The sequence below is a fragment of the Lysinibacillus sp. OL1 genome (genome assembly GCF_004332175.1).
Classification (GTDB): domain Bacteria; phylum Bacillota; class Bacilli; order Bacillales_A; family Planococcaceae; genus Lysinibacillus; species Lysinibacillus capsici.
Genome location: NZ_SJDS01000001.1, coordinates 113,077 through 129,800 on the forward strand (window position 1 = coordinate 113,077; position 16,724 = coordinate 129,800).

General features: G+C 37.7%; 17 protein-coding genes, 1 pseudogene and 1 riboswitch. Of the genes and pseudogenes, 10 read left to right on the forward strand and 8 right to left on the reverse strand.

Annotation, left to right across the window (positions count from 1 at the left end; genetic code table 11):
* Positions 1 to 32: 32 nt before the first annotated feature.
* Positions 33 to 131, reverse strand: a pseudogene (locus EW028_RS00595) (recombinase family protein); the annotation flags it as partial.
* Positions 132 to 216: 85 nt separating this feature from the next.
* Between EW028_RS00595 and EW028_RS00600 the strand changes: the two are divergent.
* The 3 genes from EW028_RS00600 to EW028_RS00615 all read left to right on the forward strand — a co-directional run bounded on the left by EW028_RS00600 (position 217) and on the right by EW028_RS00615 (position 3,168).
* Entirely contained in the window at positions 217 to 762 is a 546-nt protein-coding gene (locus tag EW028_RS00600; protein WP_131519558.1) for an RNA polymerase sigma factor, read from the forward strand.
* Entirely contained in the window at positions 749 to 1,678 is a 930-nt protein-coding gene (gene spoIIP / locus EW028_RS00605; RefSeq protein WP_131519559.1) for a stage II sporulation protein P, read from the forward strand. The genes EW028_RS00600 and spoIIP overlap by 14 nt, the downstream gene beginning before the upstream one ends.
* Positions 1,679 to 2,286: 608 nt before the next feature.
* Entirely contained in the window at positions 2,287 to 3,168 is an 882-nt protein-coding gene (locus EW028_RS00615; protein ID WP_250783422.1) for a glutathionylspermidine synthase family protein, read from the forward strand.
* A gap of 523 nt (positions 3,169 to 3,691) precedes the next feature.
* Here EW028_RS00615 and EW028_RS00620 read toward each other — a convergent pair.
* A complete protein-coding gene (locus tag EW028_RS00620; RefSeq protein ID WP_131519560.1) occupies positions 3,692 to 4,165 on the reverse strand; it encodes a YbaK/EbsC family protein in 474 nt (157 codons plus the stop codon).
* Between the two features lie 204 nt (positions 4,166 to 4,369).
* Here EW028_RS00620 and EW028_RS00625 point away from each other — a divergent pair, with 204 nt between their 5' ends.
* From EW028_RS00625 to EW028_RS00635, 3 genes are all read left to right on the forward strand, one after another.
* A complete protein-coding gene (locus EW028_RS00625) occupies positions 4,370 to 5,512 on the forward strand; it encodes a PstS family phosphate ABC transporter substrate-binding protein (RefSeq protein ID WP_131519561.1) in 1,143 nt (380 codons plus the stop codon).
* 30 nt (positions 5,513 to 5,542) lie between these two features.
* A riboswitch (guanidine-I (ykkC/yxkD leader) is annotated at positions 5,543 to 5,639 on the forward strand.
* Positions 5,640 to 5,765: 126 nt separating this feature from the next.
* Complete coding sequence (locus tag EW028_RS00630; protein ID WP_131519562.1) at positions 5,766 to 6,107, forward strand: DMT family transporter; 342 nt, start codon at positions 5,766 to 5,768, stop codon at positions 6,105 to 6,107.
* On the forward strand, positions 6,107 to 6,421 hold the full coding sequence (locus EW028_RS00635) for a DMT family transporter (RefSeq protein WP_131519563.1): 315 nt from the start codon (positions 6,107 to 6,109) through the stop codon (positions 6,419 to 6,421). Before EW028_RS00630 ends, EW028_RS00635 begins: the two co-directional genes overlap by 1 nt.
* A 42-nt stretch (positions 6,422 to 6,463) precedes the next feature.
* Here the strand turns inward: EW028_RS00635 and EW028_RS00640 are convergent, their stop codons facing one another.
* The 4 genes from EW028_RS00640 to EW028_RS00655 form a co-directional block, all read right to left on the reverse strand.
* Entirely contained in the window at positions 6,464 to 7,348 is an 885-nt protein-coding gene (locus EW028_RS00640; protein ID WP_131519564.1) for a glycine betaine ABC transporter substrate-binding protein, read from the reverse strand.
* A gap of 79 nt (positions 7,349 to 7,427) precedes the next feature.
* Positions 7,428 to 8,282, reverse strand: a complete 855-nt coding sequence (locus tag EW028_RS00645; RefSeq protein WP_016991840.1) for an ABC transporter permease — start codon at positions 8,280 to 8,282, stop codon at positions 7,428 to 7,430.
* Positions 8,275 to 9,474: a quaternary amine ABC transporter ATP-binding protein gene (locus EW028_RS00650; RefSeq protein WP_004232299.1), complete on the reverse strand. Its 1,200-nt coding sequence runs from the start codon at positions 9,472 to 9,474 to the stop codon at positions 8,275 to 8,277. The genes EW028_RS00645 and EW028_RS00650 overlap by 8 nt, the downstream gene beginning before the upstream one ends.
* A gap of 158 nt (positions 9,475 to 9,632) precedes the next feature.
* Positions 9,633 to 10,268 carry a GntR family transcriptional regulator gene (locus EW028_RS00655; protein WP_131519565.1) on the reverse strand — a complete coding sequence of 212 codons (636 nt, stop codon included), beginning with the start codon at positions 10,266 to 10,268 and terminating at the stop codon, positions 9,633 to 9,635.
* 269 nt (positions 10,269 to 10,537) lie between these two features.
* Between EW028_RS00655 and EW028_RS00660 the strand changes: the two genes are divergently transcribed.
* The 4 genes from EW028_RS00660 to EW028_RS00675 are packed head-to-tail and all read left to right on the forward strand — an operon-like array spanning position 10,538 to position 14,056.
* Positions 10,538 to 11,266 (forward strand): GTP cyclohydrolase II, encoded by a 729-nt coding sequence (locus EW028_RS00660; RefSeq protein ID WP_131519566.1) that lies wholly within the window; start codon positions 10,538 to 10,540, stop codon positions 11,264 to 11,266.
* Positions 11,267 to 11,281: 15 nt separating this feature from the next.
* Entirely contained in the window at positions 11,282 to 12,394 is a 1,113-nt protein-coding gene (gene ribD, locus EW028_RS00665) for a bifunctional diaminohydroxyphosphoribosylaminopyrimidine deaminase/5-amino-6-(5-phosphoribosylamino)uracil reductase RibD (protein ID WP_131519567.1), read from the forward strand.
* On the forward strand, positions 12,391 to 13,476 hold the full coding sequence (locus tag EW028_RS00670; RefSeq protein ID WP_131519568.1) for an FAD-dependent monooxygenase: 1,086 nt from the start codon (positions 12,391 to 12,393) through the stop codon (positions 13,474 to 13,476). Before ribD ends, EW028_RS00670 begins: the two co-directional genes overlap by 4 nt.
* Positions 13,477 to 13,492: 16 nt before the next feature.
* The gene (locus tag EW028_RS00675; protein WP_131519569.1) at positions 13,493 to 14,056 is read left to right on the forward strand and encodes a 5' nucleotidase, NT5C type; all 564 of its coding nucleotides are present in this window, start codon (positions 13,493 to 13,495) and stop codon (positions 14,054 to 14,056) included.
* A gap of 43 nt (positions 14,057 to 14,099) precedes the next feature.
* Here the strand turns inward: EW028_RS00675 and solA are convergent, their stop codons facing one another.
* Both solA and EW028_RS00685 read right to left on the reverse strand, forming a co-directional pair.
* Complete coding sequence (gene solA / locus EW028_RS00680; protein ID WP_131519570.1) at positions 14,100 to 15,215, reverse strand: N-methyl-L-tryptophan oxidase; 1,116 nt, start codon at positions 15,213 to 15,215, stop codon at positions 14,100 to 14,102.
* A 127-nt stretch (positions 15,216 to 15,342) separates the two neighbouring features.
* A complete protein-coding gene (locus tag EW028_RS00685) occupies positions 15,343 to 16,692 on the reverse strand; it encodes a uracil-xanthine permease family protein (protein WP_131519571.1) in 1,350 nt (449 codons plus the stop codon).
* Positions 16,693 to 16,724: the final 32 nt, after the last annotated feature.

Sequence of the window (16,724 nt, forward strand, 5' to 3'; positions counted from 1 at the left end):
TTAAGGGGTCACTACCTCCTTGAATAGGAGAGTGTCCTTTTTTCAGTGTATATTTTTTTACATCCAAAAGCTTCAAGCTCCTTCAATTGGCGATCTAAATTTTGATCAACAGAACTAACCCTCACATAAATCCCGAGATTATTTTTTTGAATTTTGTAACTTTTCAATCCTTTAAAACGACTTATATGTGAATATCTACCAATAGGGGGGATTGTATTGCATGATTTGGCTAATTTAGAAGATAGGATTAGCGAAATTTATTATAACTATTACTCAGATGTCTATAGATTTCTGATTTGTTTTTCAGGAAATAAAAGCGATGCTGAGGACATGACACAAGAAGTATTTATCCGTATTCTAAAAAATCTACCTAGTTTAAATAAAAAAAGCAAAATTAAAACATGGATATTCTCAATTGCAAAGCATGTTGCAGTGGATAACTATCGTAAGAAAAAAATTATTTCGTTTCTTACTGATGGGGTCTTAACAAAGTTAGAATCTGCGGATAAAGGACCAAGCGAAATAATGGAACAAGAAGAAATAAAGAGAATTATTCACAGTGCTATTTCAAATTTAAAGCCTAATTATAGAACAGTTGTGATTTTAAGAGGAATAAATGAATTTTCAATCAAAGAAACTTCAGAAATTCTTCAATGTAGTGAAGCAAAGGTAAAGGTAAATTATCATAGGGCATTAAAAGAACTTAAAAAGGACTTGGAGATTTTTTCGAAAAAGGAGGTATTTGAATATGCAAAAGGATAAAGACATGTTTGATTTAATAAAAGAAACTTATGAACTTGAACCGACAGAAGAGTTCGTTAAGTCAACTCATATTAAAATAAAAGAATCGGCGAGAAAATTAAACAGAAGAAAATTATTAAACAGAGTATCGATTGTTACTAGTGGGTTCGTTATATCTGCTATAGCTATTTTCTTCATTGCAATCTTTATAAATAAAAATATAATGAACAACCATCAAGTTTCTATCTACAACAGCGCTTCTGCATCTGCTCAGAATAAGCAAGAACCATTAATATATATTTATCATACAAATAATAATCAGTCATTTTATTCAGAACTTGAGGAAATGAGTTCAACTAAAGAAAGGATAGAAATGAATTCAACGCAAGTAACTCACCCTTCTAACAATATTACTTTGGTAGGAAAAAGATTTAGTGAAAGTTTAGAGAAAAAGAACATTAATAATGTTTATGATAATACGGATATTATGGGTATTATGAAGAATGAAAATCCAAATAATTATGATCCATATATGTTGTCAAGAAAAACTCTACAAGAAGCTTTAAGAAAATATAATCGTATTAGGATGGTATTCGATGTTCAGAGGGACGGTTCAGACCGAGTTACAACAACTTTAAATATGAAAGGGAACAAATATGCAAAAATACAGTTTGTTGTATCGAAGACAAGTTATAGATATGATAAAAATCTAAAGTTCGCAGAACACTTACACAATGAAATAGAGAAGAAATATCCAGATCTATCAAGAGGAGTAGTAGTTAAACCAGATTCCCATAAACAAAGCACCTATAATCAAGAACTCTTGGACCAATCAGTTCTCTTACAAATCGGTGGTGTAGAAAACACATTAGAAGAGGAATACAGAACTATAGACATTTTAACTGAAACAATTGAAAAAATCCTAAATAATAATTAGTAAAACCTAGTCATAGATATAACACGATGTTTTTTTATGGTAATATGGCTTATCTATGACCTTTACTTTCTTTTATTAACTTTTAAATAATTATAATTTATAAAAAAGTTTGATAAAAGGATCTATTTTGTAGAGTATTTCTTTATTCCACAATCGGGCGCGATTGTTGAGCAACATATTTAGAAAGTGATCAAACTTTTTTATAAAAAGGAAACTATATATGCAAGAGAAGAATCTATTTTAATCAGACTTTCTTTCAAAATGGATTCTTCTTTTTTACAGTAAAATACGGGTTTGTGAGGCATTTTTGATTAAACTTTATTACAAAGCAACAGCATTCGTTGGCTTAAAACTCCGCACTTCTTTCTCAAATGCTCCGCAGTACTCACTCCGGTTTAATGAACCGGAGGTTTTATGTTTTCGTAGATATTATTATACGAATAAAATAGGTTGGTTAAATTGAAGTAAGTAGAGTCATTAAAAAGCGCATGAGTCTGATTTTATCCCTTTTTAAAAAGGGAAAAAGTAATACAACCATTTATATAAAAGGGGTTTTTATATTTTCCCTTGATATATCGTCAGTACAACTTATTCAAGAAACCTTCAAGATGAATGAAGCACTATGTCAGCATTTTGGCTTTAAAAATCCCAATGATGTAACAGCCTTACAAAAAGCATTGTCGGGCGCTCTTTTTGATGCCATTCAATATTTACATCATGTCAAAAAGCCAAAGATTGTCATCACAGGAAAAACAGCAAAAGAGGACTACGAAGAGTATTGCCAGGTACAGTTTATCAAGTCCTGTATTCCTTTTACCATTGAGTATGTACCTATTCAAGAACTTATCATCTTTTCTAAGGACACGTCTGAGGTAGCACAAGGTCTATATACACCTACAATGGAGAAAATTGATATTTTATTTAGACCCGCACATCCTGTAGAGTTTTTAATAGATGATGTGGCAGCAGATGGTGATCGCATTGGCTTGCATCTTTTAGAGCTTGTCAAAAAACGAAAGCTAGCAATTATTAATCCACCTGCTGCCTATGTATTACAATCGAAAATCTTATTATGGTTAATATGGGAGCGGAGAAATGATCCATTGCTCTTTACTTCCGAGGAACGAGCAGCTATTTTGCAATATATGCTTCCTACATACCTTACAGCAGAACCATTTATTCGAGATGATGTACCCTATGTCAAGAAGCCTGTTTATTCTCGTGAGGGAAATACAGTAGAAATTTATGCAGGAAGTGGGCGGAGAGTAAATGCTTCCACATCCAAACACTATGATGATAATTTGTTTATTTACCAACAGTATGTGGAGATGCCTAGCAGAACAGTGCAGTTAAAAGAAGGATATCACGCTAAGAAGTGGCTAATTGGCTCATTTGTTGCTGATAATTGTGCATGTGGTTTAAGCTGTCGGGTAGGCAATCAAATTACAGAATGGGATTCACATTGGTTAGCCGTTGGTTACAAGGAATAGCAAATCTATAGTGCTGAAAAACAAAACCACCCACAAAATTTTTTTAGAAGGTGAAAATGGATTGCCGTTGCAGGCTACTTGCTTTCCTGTGGGCGAGCGCCGAACCGCTTCCTTCGCTCCGCTCCGTGCAGGGTTTCGCCTGACTCGCTATCCACGGGAGTCAATTAGCCTTCCACTCCAACCTACAAAAGTGTTATCTTTTTAGCAAAGGTTTTCAAATAAAGTGAAGGTGTTCACTTCTTGTCACTCATCACTTCTCCACATTGAAAATAAGAGCTTATCCCCTCTATGAATACAGATAATGGGCGATTTTATTACTATGCTACTATTAAAAAAGTAAAGACACTTTGCAGAATGGTTGATTGGAGAGGAGCGGCTCATTGGACGCCCCCTGGAAAGGACGCTGACGGAACGGAAATCAACCCTTACCTTGCCAAAAGGTATTATTTCTCCTAGCGATATTATCTTTTTTCAACAACATGAATTGGCGAGACTTTTAAAAGTCTCGCCAATCGTTTGGTCCTTATTCATTCCAGCCTTTACAGACATCAATCCATTCTTTATAGGGAGCATATGTTTCAAGTTCTGAAATGGTTACCTCAATGGCTGAATTACTACTACCGCACGCTGGAAATACTGTAGTAAAACGTTTTAAAGATTCATCTAAATAAATGGCTACGCCCTCGTTCACACCAAAAGGACATACACCCCCGACATCATGGCCGATCATCGTCTCCACATCATCTTTGGATAACATCTTTGCCTTCGTACCAAATACAGCTTTATATTTTGCATTATCGATTTTTGCATCACCAGCAGCCACAATTAAGATCGCTCCATCATTTATAAGAAAAGATAAAGATTTTGCTATGCGCTCTGGCTCACAGCCAAGCGCCTGTGCTGCTAATTCAACTGTTGCGGAGCTTTCTTCTAATTCTTGTATTTTGTGTTCTACGTGCCATTGTGCTAAATGGCGACGTACTTTTTCAATTGCCATATGTACATCCTCCTACTTGTATTTTGAGATTTTCGTAAAGATTCCTTTTCTATAGTTGGTATACCACCTTCATACAAAAAGCATTCATTAAAATCAAGACAAAATTAATTTTACCATAATTTTCAGAATATATAGTTGTGAATGCTTTAACTTTCGGGTACCATTGGTGTAAGGAGTGTAAAATTACACTAGGGAGGTCTTTGTATGCTTAAGTTTATACAAATAGTATCGATACTAATTGGTTTGTCCGTTGTGACATTAATGGTTGCATTCATTATCACATTAAGTGGTGGGCTGCATTTAATTAATTTGGTCTTTACTATACCCGTTTGTTTATTTATCTGGATTGTTTGTAGCATGTTTAAATGGACCAACACAAAAAAACGAAGGGGCTTGCTATTTGGTGTCATGGGAATCGCCCTGTTGATTGCAGCCATTAAACCGATTCAACATTATTATAAAATGAGTATTCCCACTGTTGATGCGGAAATTGATGTAACAGTCTATCAGCCATTTGTCCCTGGCAATGAAGTAGTGAAAAATAAAGCTTCCTTACAATTGACAGAGTCATTACCACGGTTAGATGGAGCAACAGCCATGTACCCTTTATATGCGGCTTTTGTGGAGGCTACGTATCCCAAAGGGGAATATCCTCCATATAATAGTAGAGTTCAAGTAAGCCGTACACCAGAGGCCTATCAAAATTTAATAGCTGGAGATGTTGATTTAATTTTTGTGGCAGCCCCGTCCACCTCACAAGAATGGCAGGCAGAAAAGGAAGGACTTACATTTGATATGACGCCAATTGGTCGAGAGGCATTTGTCTTTTTTGTGCACCGTAAAAATAAAATCGATAATTTAACACTTGAGCAGGTCAAAAAAATATATGCTGGAGAAATAACTAATTGGCGTGAAGTGGGTGGGGAGGGTGAGGCCATTCGTGCTTTTCAACGCCCAGCAGATAGTGGAAGCCAAACGACACTAGAAAAGCTGATGGGCAATACGCCAATCATGGAGGCACCCACTGAAGATGTTGCATCAGGGATGGGCGGAATCATTCGGGAAGTGTCGCAATATCGAAATTATAAAAATGCCTTGGGCTTTACGTTTAGATATTATTCTACAGAGATGGTTGGTAACAAAAAGATCAAATTACTATCCATTGACGGAGTAGCACCAACAAAAGAGAATATTCAAAATGGTACATATCCTTTAGTGTCTGAATTTTATGCCATCACAGCAGGAACGGAAAATCAAAATGTACAGAAACTGATTGATTGGATACTTTCTGAGGAAGGGCAGGCAATGGTAGAAAAGGTCGGCTACGTACCAGTGGAAAATCATTGAATAGTTTGCTATACTAAGAGTAATAATCGAATAAAAGTTTTCTAGGGTTCCGTAGCGCTTGCTAGTCTGGTCCGAGAGAAAACCACAAATTGATTTTGTGACACGGAAGGATAAAAGCCTGGGAGATACTGTTTAAAGACAGTTTCTTCAGGCTTTTTTTGTTTGGCTAAAATCGAGTCATTTGGCGAATGCTGAAAAAGTAGTTGGATCATCCAATTAGTCGGCCGTGTCTTATAAAATGGAGGGATTTATGATGAATAAACAATGGATCAGCGTCATTATAGCGGCTTGCTTTGAAGTTGGCTGGGTCATTGGGTTAAAGCATGCAACAAGTGTACTGGAATGGATTGGTACAGCAATTGCCATTTTTATTAGTTTTTATTTGCTCATTAAAGCAGGTGAGCATCTACCAGTTGGGACCGTCTATGCAATCTTTGTCGGATTAGGGACAGCTGGTACTGTATGTGCGGATAGCTTGCTATTTGGAGAGCCGTGGAAATTAGCAAAAATCGTATGTATTGTTGTGTTACTTGCAGGAGTTGTAGGCTTAAAGCTTGTAACGGGAGAGCCTAAGGAACAAGAGGTGAGTGAATAATGGCATGGATGGCATTAGTTGTTGCAGGGTTATGTGAGATGATGGGTGTATATATGATTAGTAAATATAATAAGGCGAAGAGTATGAAAAATTTAGGACTGTTGATTGGTGCATTCACCTTAAGTTTTGCAGGCCTTGCCTATGCGATGGAAACATTACCGATGGGTACTGCCTATGCGATCTGGACAGGGATTGGTGCAGCTGGGGGAGCACTGCTAGGTATGCTGTTTTTTAATGAATCTAAGGACTGGCGACGCATTGTTTGTATTGTCCTTGTATTAGGAGCAGCAATCATGTTGAAATTGCTATCATAATTAAACAGGCACTCCTCTTATGCAGGAGTGCCTGTTTTTATATTATTTTTTTACGTCTTTTGTCCATTCAGCCACTTTATCTGGATTAGCATCAACCCATTCTTTCGCAGCGTCTTTTGGATCTTTACCATCCATTACTTCTAACATAACACTTTCTAAATCTTCTGCTGTCCAGTGGAAGTTATCGAGTACTGAATATACATCTGGTAAATCTTCTTTTAAGCCTTTACGTACGAATGTATTAATCGTTTCTTCTCCACCATATACACCCTTTGGATCTTCTAAGTATTTAAGATCATATTTCGCAAATTTCCAGTGTGGTGACCAGCCTGTGACAATAATCTCTTCCTTATCTTTCAGTGCTTTTGATAATGCAGTTGTCATCGCACCAGAAGAAGAAGTAATAAAGTTCCAATCTGCTAAATTATCATATTCTTCTAATGCTTTTTCTGTAGCAGCAGTAATGCCCGCACCTGGCTCAATACCAGTGATTGTATGATCTGCTTCATTAGATAAATCTTCAATAGAATTGACATCCATATAGCTTGGTACAACTAAACCGATTTTTGCACCAGCAAGGTTTTCACCTAGCTCATCTAAATCAGCTTTATATTTTTCATATTGTGAAGCATGTGTATGTGGTAGCCAAGCAGCAACCATTCCATCAGCCTCTCCTTTCGAGACAGCCTCCCACATGATCGCATTATCCAAAGGAGTTAATGTTACATCATAACCTAATTCTTCGAGTACCTGCCCAACAACATTTGTTGAGGCAATTTCTGTATCCCACTCAACATAGGCTAGGTTTACCTCCTTAGAATCACTGTTTTTTCCAGAACTTGAGCCAGAGTCGCCTCCACTACATGCAGCAAGCATGAAGCCTAGACCTAGAGCCATTCCTAACTTTGATAGTGTTTTCAGTTTCATCGAATCTCCCTTTCTCTTCATCATTTTGTATCAAACTGCCGACATCCATCGGAGGATGGTAGCTAGAAAGATGATATTTTTATAATGCTTTCTTTTTATTAAAGCTTTGTGTTAAACGGTCAATAATAATCGCGAAAATAACTAAACCTAAACCTGCAACGAAGCCATTCCCAACTTGGGTACGTTGTAGAGCTGTTAATACTTCACGTCCTAGACCAGGAGCCCCGATCATAGAGGCAATAACTACCATAGAAAGTGACAGCATAACGGTTTGGTTAATCCCTGCCATAATGGTTGATTTAGCAAGGGGAATTTCTACTTTAAATAATTTTTGGCTAGCTGTACTACCATAGGAGTCTGCAGCTTCCACTAATTCTTTTGGTACTTGACGAATACCGAGGTTTGTCATACGTACAGTTGGGGGTAAAGCAAAGATAACGGATGCAAAGACACCAGGTACAATACCAATGCCAAAAAAGGCAACAGCTGGAATTAAATAGACAAAGCCAGGCATTGTTTGCATGAAATCTAGTATTGGTTTAATAATGTTTTCAGCTACCGTTGATTTTGACATTAAGATACCTAGTGGAATACCGATGATGATGGATATAATACTGGAAAAGATCACAAGCGTGGTTGTTTCCATAAGATGAGTCCATAATCCTTGGTTATAAATAAACAACAAGCCGATTAATGAGAATGCAGCAAGCCCTAACTTTTTGCCTGAAACGAAGAAGGCAAATATCACGACAAGAAGTATAAGAATAATGGCTGGGATACTAATTAATAAATCAGTGACCTGATTCATGAGTAGTTTTCCGAATTGCTGAATAGAGTTAAAGAACGCTGAAAAATTACTCGTCAACCAGTCCATAGCTGATTCTACCCACGGAGCTAGTGGTAATGTTGGAATATTATCTAAAAAGTTATTCATGTGCTTCGGCCTCCTCATCGCTAGTTGACAGTGCTTGGATGACAACGCCCCTAATTAGTACACCAAGCAAGCGACCATCTTTCACAACGGCAATAGGAGTAGGAGAATTATAAATCATCCCTAAAATATCCTGTAGTAGCATATCTGGTGGAACTGTTAACACTTCCGATTGCACAATAGAATGGACGGTTTGCTCTTGCTTCTTCGCTGCAGCCAGTGCATCGTCTGCAGTGATATAGCCTTTTAAATGTCTATTTTTATCAACAGCCATTAATAAACTAACAGCCTCTTGACGCATACGCTTTAGTGCCACTTTAGGGCCATCTAGGTCTGTATTGACATAAACTGGACGTACCATGACATTTTCAGCTGTCAATACTTTAGAACGATCCACATCTTCCACGAATGTCTTGACATAATCATTTGCTGGGTTGGTTAATATTTCTTCTCCCGTACCAATCTGAATGATAGAGCCATCCTTCATAATGGCAATGCGATCTCCAATGCGTAATGCTTCATTTAAATCATGTGTGATAAATAAAATTGTTTTTTTCAATGTTTGTTGTAGATCGAGTAGCTCATCTTGCATTTCCTTGCGAATCAATGGATCAAGTGCTGAAAATGCTTCATCCATTAGTAATATTTCAGGATCATTAGCAAGGGCTCGTGCTAAACCAACACGCTGCTGCATACCACCTGATAACTGATTTGGATACTGGTCTTTATAAGCGAGTAATCCGGCATTTTCTAAAGCCTGTTCAGCTTTCGCTTGCCGTTCTTCTTTTGAAATACCTCGAATTTCAAGGCCATATTCGGTATTTTGAAGTAATGTACGATGGGGGAATAAACCGAAGTTTTGGAAAACCATGCTCATTTTGTTTCTTCGTACAGACCGTAGACTTTCTTTTCCCATAGTAGAAATATTTTCTCCATCGATATATATATTTCCGCTCGTTGGTTCAATTAGGCGGTTTAAAAGCCGTATAAGCGTGGATTTGCCACTTCCTGACAATCCCATAATAACGAAGATTTCTCCTTCGTTGACAGTAAAGCTTGCATCGTATACACCAACAGTTGCACCTGTTTCTTTTAAGATATCAGTCTTACTTTTTTGTTGCTTGACGAGTTCTAGTGCTTGGGGAATATGTTTGCCAAACACTTTTGATACGTGTTCTATTTTAATTTTTTCCATAGAAGCACTCCTTTCGTAGATTATTACTATGTGAGGATAATGATACCCAAAAATAAACAAGTAACAACCTTACTGTAACAAAGGGTTGTTACTTTTGTCAAATCGACAAATAAGAAAAAATCCGTTTAAACGCTGTTATATCAGCGCTTAAACGGATTTTAATTTGGGTATAAAAAGCTTTGAACTCTAGCGAAACTTTCATCATTTCCAACAAAATAAATTATGTCCCCTTCTTCAAATGAGACATAAGGACCAGGGGATAATAATAATTCATTGCCACGTCGAATACCAACGATGGTACTAGAAGTATTTTGCCAAAAGTTTAAAGCTTGTACAGTTTGATGGATGCATGGACTCTCAGCTGTCATTTCTAATTGATAGGGAATGAACGGATTGACTGATCGGTAATGCTCTGTGCGGCTAATTAGTTGCTTTGCCTTGTCTTGTAAATTAATCAATTCATGATGTTGCTTTTGAATACTTGTCAAAAGCTCATTTTGTATTTCATGAATCGATTGTACATCATGAAACTGTCTGACGAATTGAGCCGCTTTTTCATACGATTTTATAATTACGCCGCTACCTTTTGAAGCTTCAACAATTTCTAAGTCTTGCAAAACGGCAATTGCTCTTCTTGCAGTCTCAGCAGAAACATTATATTGACTGGCAAGAGAGGATCTTGCATATATTTTATCGCCAATGCTGTATTTTCTTTCAACAATCTTGGAGGCGAGATCAATGGCTATTTGTTGATATTTTGGTTGCTTTAGTTGAACATTTTTTTCTAAGTTCATGTTAAACTTCCTTTCGTCATTACAGTACCACAGCTTATTATAGACTAGCCTGCACAGAAAAAATAGCATCTCCATAAGCTAGTAGTATATGATGAAAAAGTAATAATAAAATTATCATCTCTAATAATTATAATGAAAGAGTAATAGCTGTCGATTGACACTTTTTAGTTATTATTATAAACTAAGTTACGTTATGTAAGTAATGTGAAAATACAAGTGTTCAGTTGGTGAATTTAGCCAACTATTTCTATAGAAGGTTGGAGATTAATATGACAATTACAACTAAAGTGATGGACTTAGTAAAAGATAAAATGACATTAATAAAGCATACAAATACAGAGAATATTTGCCTAGTTGGACCAGTGAAATTACCTGTAAAACAAGGCGATTTTTCTGCAACTTTTCAGTGGTATAACTGGCTTAAAATTGATGCGAATTTAACTAAAGAAGAAATCATTGATGGATTAGCCGCTGCTAATTTAGCATTTTTACAACAATCCTCTGTGCTTGTATATGGTGATTTTACCCATTCAGAAGAGGCTTTAATCCGAATGCATAGTATTTGTCACACAGGCGACATATTTGGCAGCCAGCGTTGTGATTGTGGCTACCAGTTGCACGAGTCTATGAAAATGATTGTTGAGCATGGTTGTGGTGCTATATTTTATTTAGCTGATCATGAAGGTCGTGGAATTGGACTATTCTCTAAATCTCTTGCTTATTTATTGCAAGAGGAAGGGCTCGATACAGTTGAAGCAAACCATGCACTTGGCTTCCCAGATGATACACGATCTTATGACGAAGCACTTGCGGTATTAGCGACACTGCGTACCAAACCTGTAACACTCATTACAAATAATCCGAAGAAATTGGCTGCATTACAGGCTCGTGGCATGGCTGCGGAAGGGCATGTTCCTTTATGGGGCGGTTTGACAGAGACGAATCGTTTTTATTTAGAAACGAAAGTTGAAAAATCTGGACATATACTTGAAAAGTAATAGGTGGAGGTTGCGATGATGAATATAGATGAAAAGTATATGCAACTGGCTTTGGATTTAGCAGCTAGTGCTAAAGGAAATACGAACCCTAATCCACTTGTTGGGGCTGTAATCGTGAAGAACGGTGTGATTGTAGGCACAGGTTTACACAGAAAAGCAGGGGAACCACATGCTGAAGTGCATGCTTTTCGAATGGCTGGAGAGCATGCACTGGGTGCTACGTTATATGTAACGTTAGAGCCTTGTTCACATTACGGTAAGACACCTCCTTGTGCCAATTTAGTGAAGGAATCTGGTGTCAGTCGAGTGGTAGTTGCTATGCAGGATCCAAATCCAGCTGTAGCAGGTCGTGGCATCCAATTGCTACAAGATGCAGGAATAGTGGTGGAAGTAGGGGTTTTAGAGCAACAAGCGCGCCGTTTAAATGAGCGTTTTATTCACAATATGCTTACGCACCGTCCTTTTGTTATTTCAAAATTTGCTATGACTTTAGATGGGAAAATTGCTACGCATACAGGACATTCAAAATGGGTAACTGGAGAGGTTGCCCGTGAGGATGTTCACAATATTCGTCATGAAGTAGATGGAATTCTAGTTGGTGTGGGCACAGTCATTGCTGATAATCCTTCTTTAACAACAAGGCTTAAGGAAGGATATGGAAAAAATCCGACACGTATTATTATGGATAGTTCTCTACGTACACCTGACAATGCGAATGTCTTGAATACAGAGGATGCACCAACGATTCTTGTTTGTAGTGACGACGTAAGCCAAGAAAAGATTCATTTATTTACAGAAAAAGGTGTTACAGTTTTACCGGTACAAAAAAATGAATATGGATTACAGATTGATGAAATGCTTGAAAAGCTTTATATACATGGCATAACAGATATTTTGCTAGAAGGTGGAAGTAAAATGAATGCTTCCTTTTTACAGCAAGGTGCAATCGATAAATATGTAGTATATATAGCGCCTAAAGTTTTGGGTGGAAATCTATCGTTAACGCCGTTTGCTGGCTATAATCCCTCTCTCATGCATGAGGCATGGAATGTTGAGTTTGCTTCATTTGATAAAATAGGCGAGGATTTGCGTATTATTGCTTATCCAAAGCAGGGTGAAGCAAAATGAACTATCAAGCAGATGTCTGTATAGTAGGGGCAGGGCCTGCTGGTGCATTATTATCCTACCTACTTGCTAAAAATGGGCTGTCAGTGATTTTATTAGAGCAAAATGTAGCGCTTGGTCAGGCATTTCGTGGCGAGCATTTAAATGAGGAAGGGGAGGCTGTTTTAAAAAGCCACCATCTTTTCGAAGCAGTTGAGGCACTCGGTATATTACGAATGGAGAAGCTTGAGTATTATGCTGGTGGCAGAGCATTTAAAACAATTCTTCCAGATGAAGCCGTAGGACATTTAGGCATTCATGTACCACAGGCAAATTTATTAAAAGGAATTTTACAAAAAGCACAGCTGTTTCCTAACTTTACATGTCTGCTACATACAAAGGTTACAAAGCTGATTGCGGATGCTACTGGTCATTATAGGGGCGTTATGGCGATAAAAAACGGAGACTCTATAAAAATCGATAGTCAGTTAATTATCGGTGCGGATGGTCGTTATTCTACGATTCGTAAGCAAGCACATATAGATGTTCAGAAACAGAAGCATGGCTTTGATTTACTGTGGGCTAAAATTCCTGCACCAGCAGATTGGGAACCATCTATAAAAATGGCACTCATCGATAATAAGCAGCTGTCATTGTTTACACAAGTTGGTGGTTATCTTCAAATAGGCTGGAATATTGAGCAAGGTAGTTTCCCTCAGCTTCGAAAACTAGCATTTACACCCTTTATCCAGCAGCTTGTGGAGGCATTTCCAGCATTAACGAAGACAGTGCAGGCACAGATAACTTCCTGGCAGGATTTTGTTTTGCTTGATGTCTTTAGTAGCCATTGTAATAGTTGGGGGACAAAGGGCCTTGTCTTACTAGGAGACGCCGTTCACACAATGACACCAACAGGCGCGTTTGGGCTGAATAGTGCACTAAAAGATGCAGATTGTCTTGCATCATTGCTAAAAAAAGACACATTAGCACAATTTAACGTACAATATTTTCAACAAATGCGTGAGCAAGCCATTGAGGAAGTATTAGCAAAACAAATTGAAAAAGAGCAGACATTTGCTTCTAACTTTATAAATAAGGCTTCGTGAAAGGACGAACAACTAGATGAAGTTTGGCTTTGATATAGATGACACATTAATTGATTTACGAGCACATGCCTTTTCACTTTATAATAAAAAGCTTGGCAAAAAGGTTTCCTTTGAAACCTTTCAAGCAATACAACGAGTAGAAATTCATGAACCATTTGGATTAACAAACGAGGAAGGTTCTGCCATGTGGAATAGCGTATTGGAAGAGATCTATTTTACGGATTGTCCATCTTTTGATGGTGCTTTAAAAGCCCTCCAAGCTTTAGCAGAGCAGGGACATGACATTTACTATATCACATCTCGTCCAAAACAATATTGTGGGCAAACAAAAGCTTGGATGGAAGCACAGGGCTTTCCAATAACAGACAGTCATTTTTTTTGTGGCATGCAAGATGCAGAAAAAGTAGCCATTATAAAAGAGCTGGCTTTAGATATTTATGTAGATGATAAACCAGCAGTACTTGAGACACTTCATGATGTGACAACTAAGGTAATCTTAAAGAATCAATCTTATAATCAGCATGTAAATCTTCCACGTTTATATGATTGGCAAGAGTTTCAAACGATGTTATCAAAATAAAGGATTGGTGCAACGACTAACCGTTGTACCAATCCTTTTTTTGCTAAAATCGACTAAGTTGAAAGGTAGATAAATCTTGTTTACTTTTGCCTTCTACAATTAAATCTGCAAGAGCTTCCCCAACGGCACTACTAAATTTAAAGCCATGACCAGAAAAACCTGCAGCAATCACAATATTCTGATGTTCAGGTAAAAAGTCGATAATGAAATCTTCATCTGGTGTCATCGAATACTTACATGTTTTTCCATATTTAAGCGTTCCATGCTGAGGCATAAACTGATCAATAAAGTTTTGTAAGTCAACAGCATCAGATGCATCAAACGGACGTAGAGGATCGTTTGGATTAACCACATCACCACCATCGTGTCGTCCAAGCTTTAACCCCGCTCCATTAATACTTGGAAAACCGTAGTAGGTTGAATCGGCAAATTCAAAGCAGTAGGCTGGGAAAACTTCATCACGATACAGCTGCTCATCTGCCTCAAACCATGCAAAGGTTTTCCGCGTTGGTGTGACGGGTATGCTCACGTCTACTGTTTGTAGTAACTCTGTTGCCCATGCACCCGCCGTTACTATTAATTGCTTTGCTTTATAGCTATTATGTATTGTTTGTACCTGTACAATATCACCAGCTTGGATAGCCAATACTTTTTCATTGGCTCGGAGGCTTGCCCCTGCCTCTAAGGCTAATTTTTTATAGGCTTGGATACATGCTTCAACACGAAGGACACCAGCTGTAGGTTCAAAGCAAGCAACTAAATTATTTGGCAAGTATAACCCTGGCCATTTGTTCATCGCTTCAGCAGGTGAATAGTGTTCAAGTGCTAAATTATAGAGCGCAGCACTAGCCTTCACATTTTGAATGAAGGCACATGTTGGCTCTCCAATATTAACTACACCAGTTTGTATAAATAAGCTTTCATTTGCTAAAGACTCTAGCTCTTGCCAAAGCTCGCCAGCTCTTTTTACAAAAGGTACATAGCTAGCTCCCTCACCATAAGCAAAGCGAATGATTCTTGTATCCCCATGATGACTACCTTCTTCATGTGGTGGCGTAAAGGCATCTAGCATAAGTACATTTTTTCCTTCCTTTGCTAAATAGTAACCAGCCGCCATCCCCATGGAGCCAGCACCAACTATTATGACATCATAGTCCATTCTAATCCCTACTTTTTTGCTCTAGTATAACAGATTTATAGGGAAGGAAACAGAAATTTTAGAAAATAAATAGACACAGCACCTACAATCCGAATGGACTAAAGATGCTGTGCGTTGTAGATAGCTACTATTTTGAGCGTGGTAAAATTTTATTAAGGACAATCGCTACGAGCGCAGCGGTTGCAATAGGCGAACCAAATAAATACTGCACGGTTGTAGGTAAGGAATACAGGAAATCGTCAGGCAATAATGTCAATGCTAACGTTAAAATAACAGGAATCGCGATGACATACATTTCCTTTTCGCCAATATGTTCATTTTTCATGACCTGTAAACCACTAATAGCTATTATGCCGCAGACGATCACAAATACACCACCAATAACAGCTGAAGGAATTGCTGAGATGAGTGCTGCTAGTTTACCAGAGAAGCCGAAGACGATAAACCAAATACCTGCTGCTATAAAGACACGACGGCTCGCAATCCCAGTGATAGAGATCACACCTGCATTAGTAGAATAACCAGTAACAGGAGTGGAGCCAAGTAAAGAAGCAATAAAGCAGCCAATTCCTTCACCAATCACACCACGGTTAATTTGTTTATTTGTTAAAGGTTGGTCGATGACATTGCTAATGGCAAACCATGTACCTGTTGTTTCAGCCATTAAGACAATATATATAATGACCATGGTGATAATAGCAGAAAAATTAAAGCTAAAACTAAAATCTGCAAATGGAATTTGTGGCATGCTAAACCATTTAGCTTGCGATACAGGAGATAAATCTAAAACACCCATGATATTTGCTGCGATACTACCAGCAATTAAGGCGATGATGACAGAAGCAATTCGGAATAGACGTCCTTTTTGATGGAAGACTGTACCTAACATGACACAAATAATTAACACGAATGCTGAGATCAGGGCTAAATAAATGTTTTGATTTATGGATGCACCTGCTCCATTAAAAATATTATCACTTAAACCAACAGGCATTAAGGACAGTCCAACCACAAAGATAATCGTTCCACCAACAATTGGTGGAATAAATGTTTGGACAATTTTATTGAAGATACCTGTATAGCCTAAAATAATAACCAAAATGGCTCCAATTAAACTAGCACCTAGCACAGTACTCCAACCTAAATCTCCACTACCACTTGCTGCATAGATCCCAACAATGGCACCAAGTGGAACATAGGATGGACCTTGTGCCATCGGTAATTTCATACAAAAATGTGTTTGCACAATCGTCGCGACCCCAGCTGCAATAAAGGTTGATTGAATCAAGGCGCTTGCCTGACCAGTTTGTAGACCGATTAGCATGGCAATTAAAAAGGGCACCACATAAACATCCATAGCCATAACATGCTGTAAACCGAGTAGAGCAGACTGACCAAACGAAATTTTTTCATCTGGTAACACGGTTAATTGTGTTTGTTTTGTTTGATTAGTTAGTTTTCTATGTTGTGTTTCCACGAAGTTGTACACCTCAAAATAATAGATTTTTA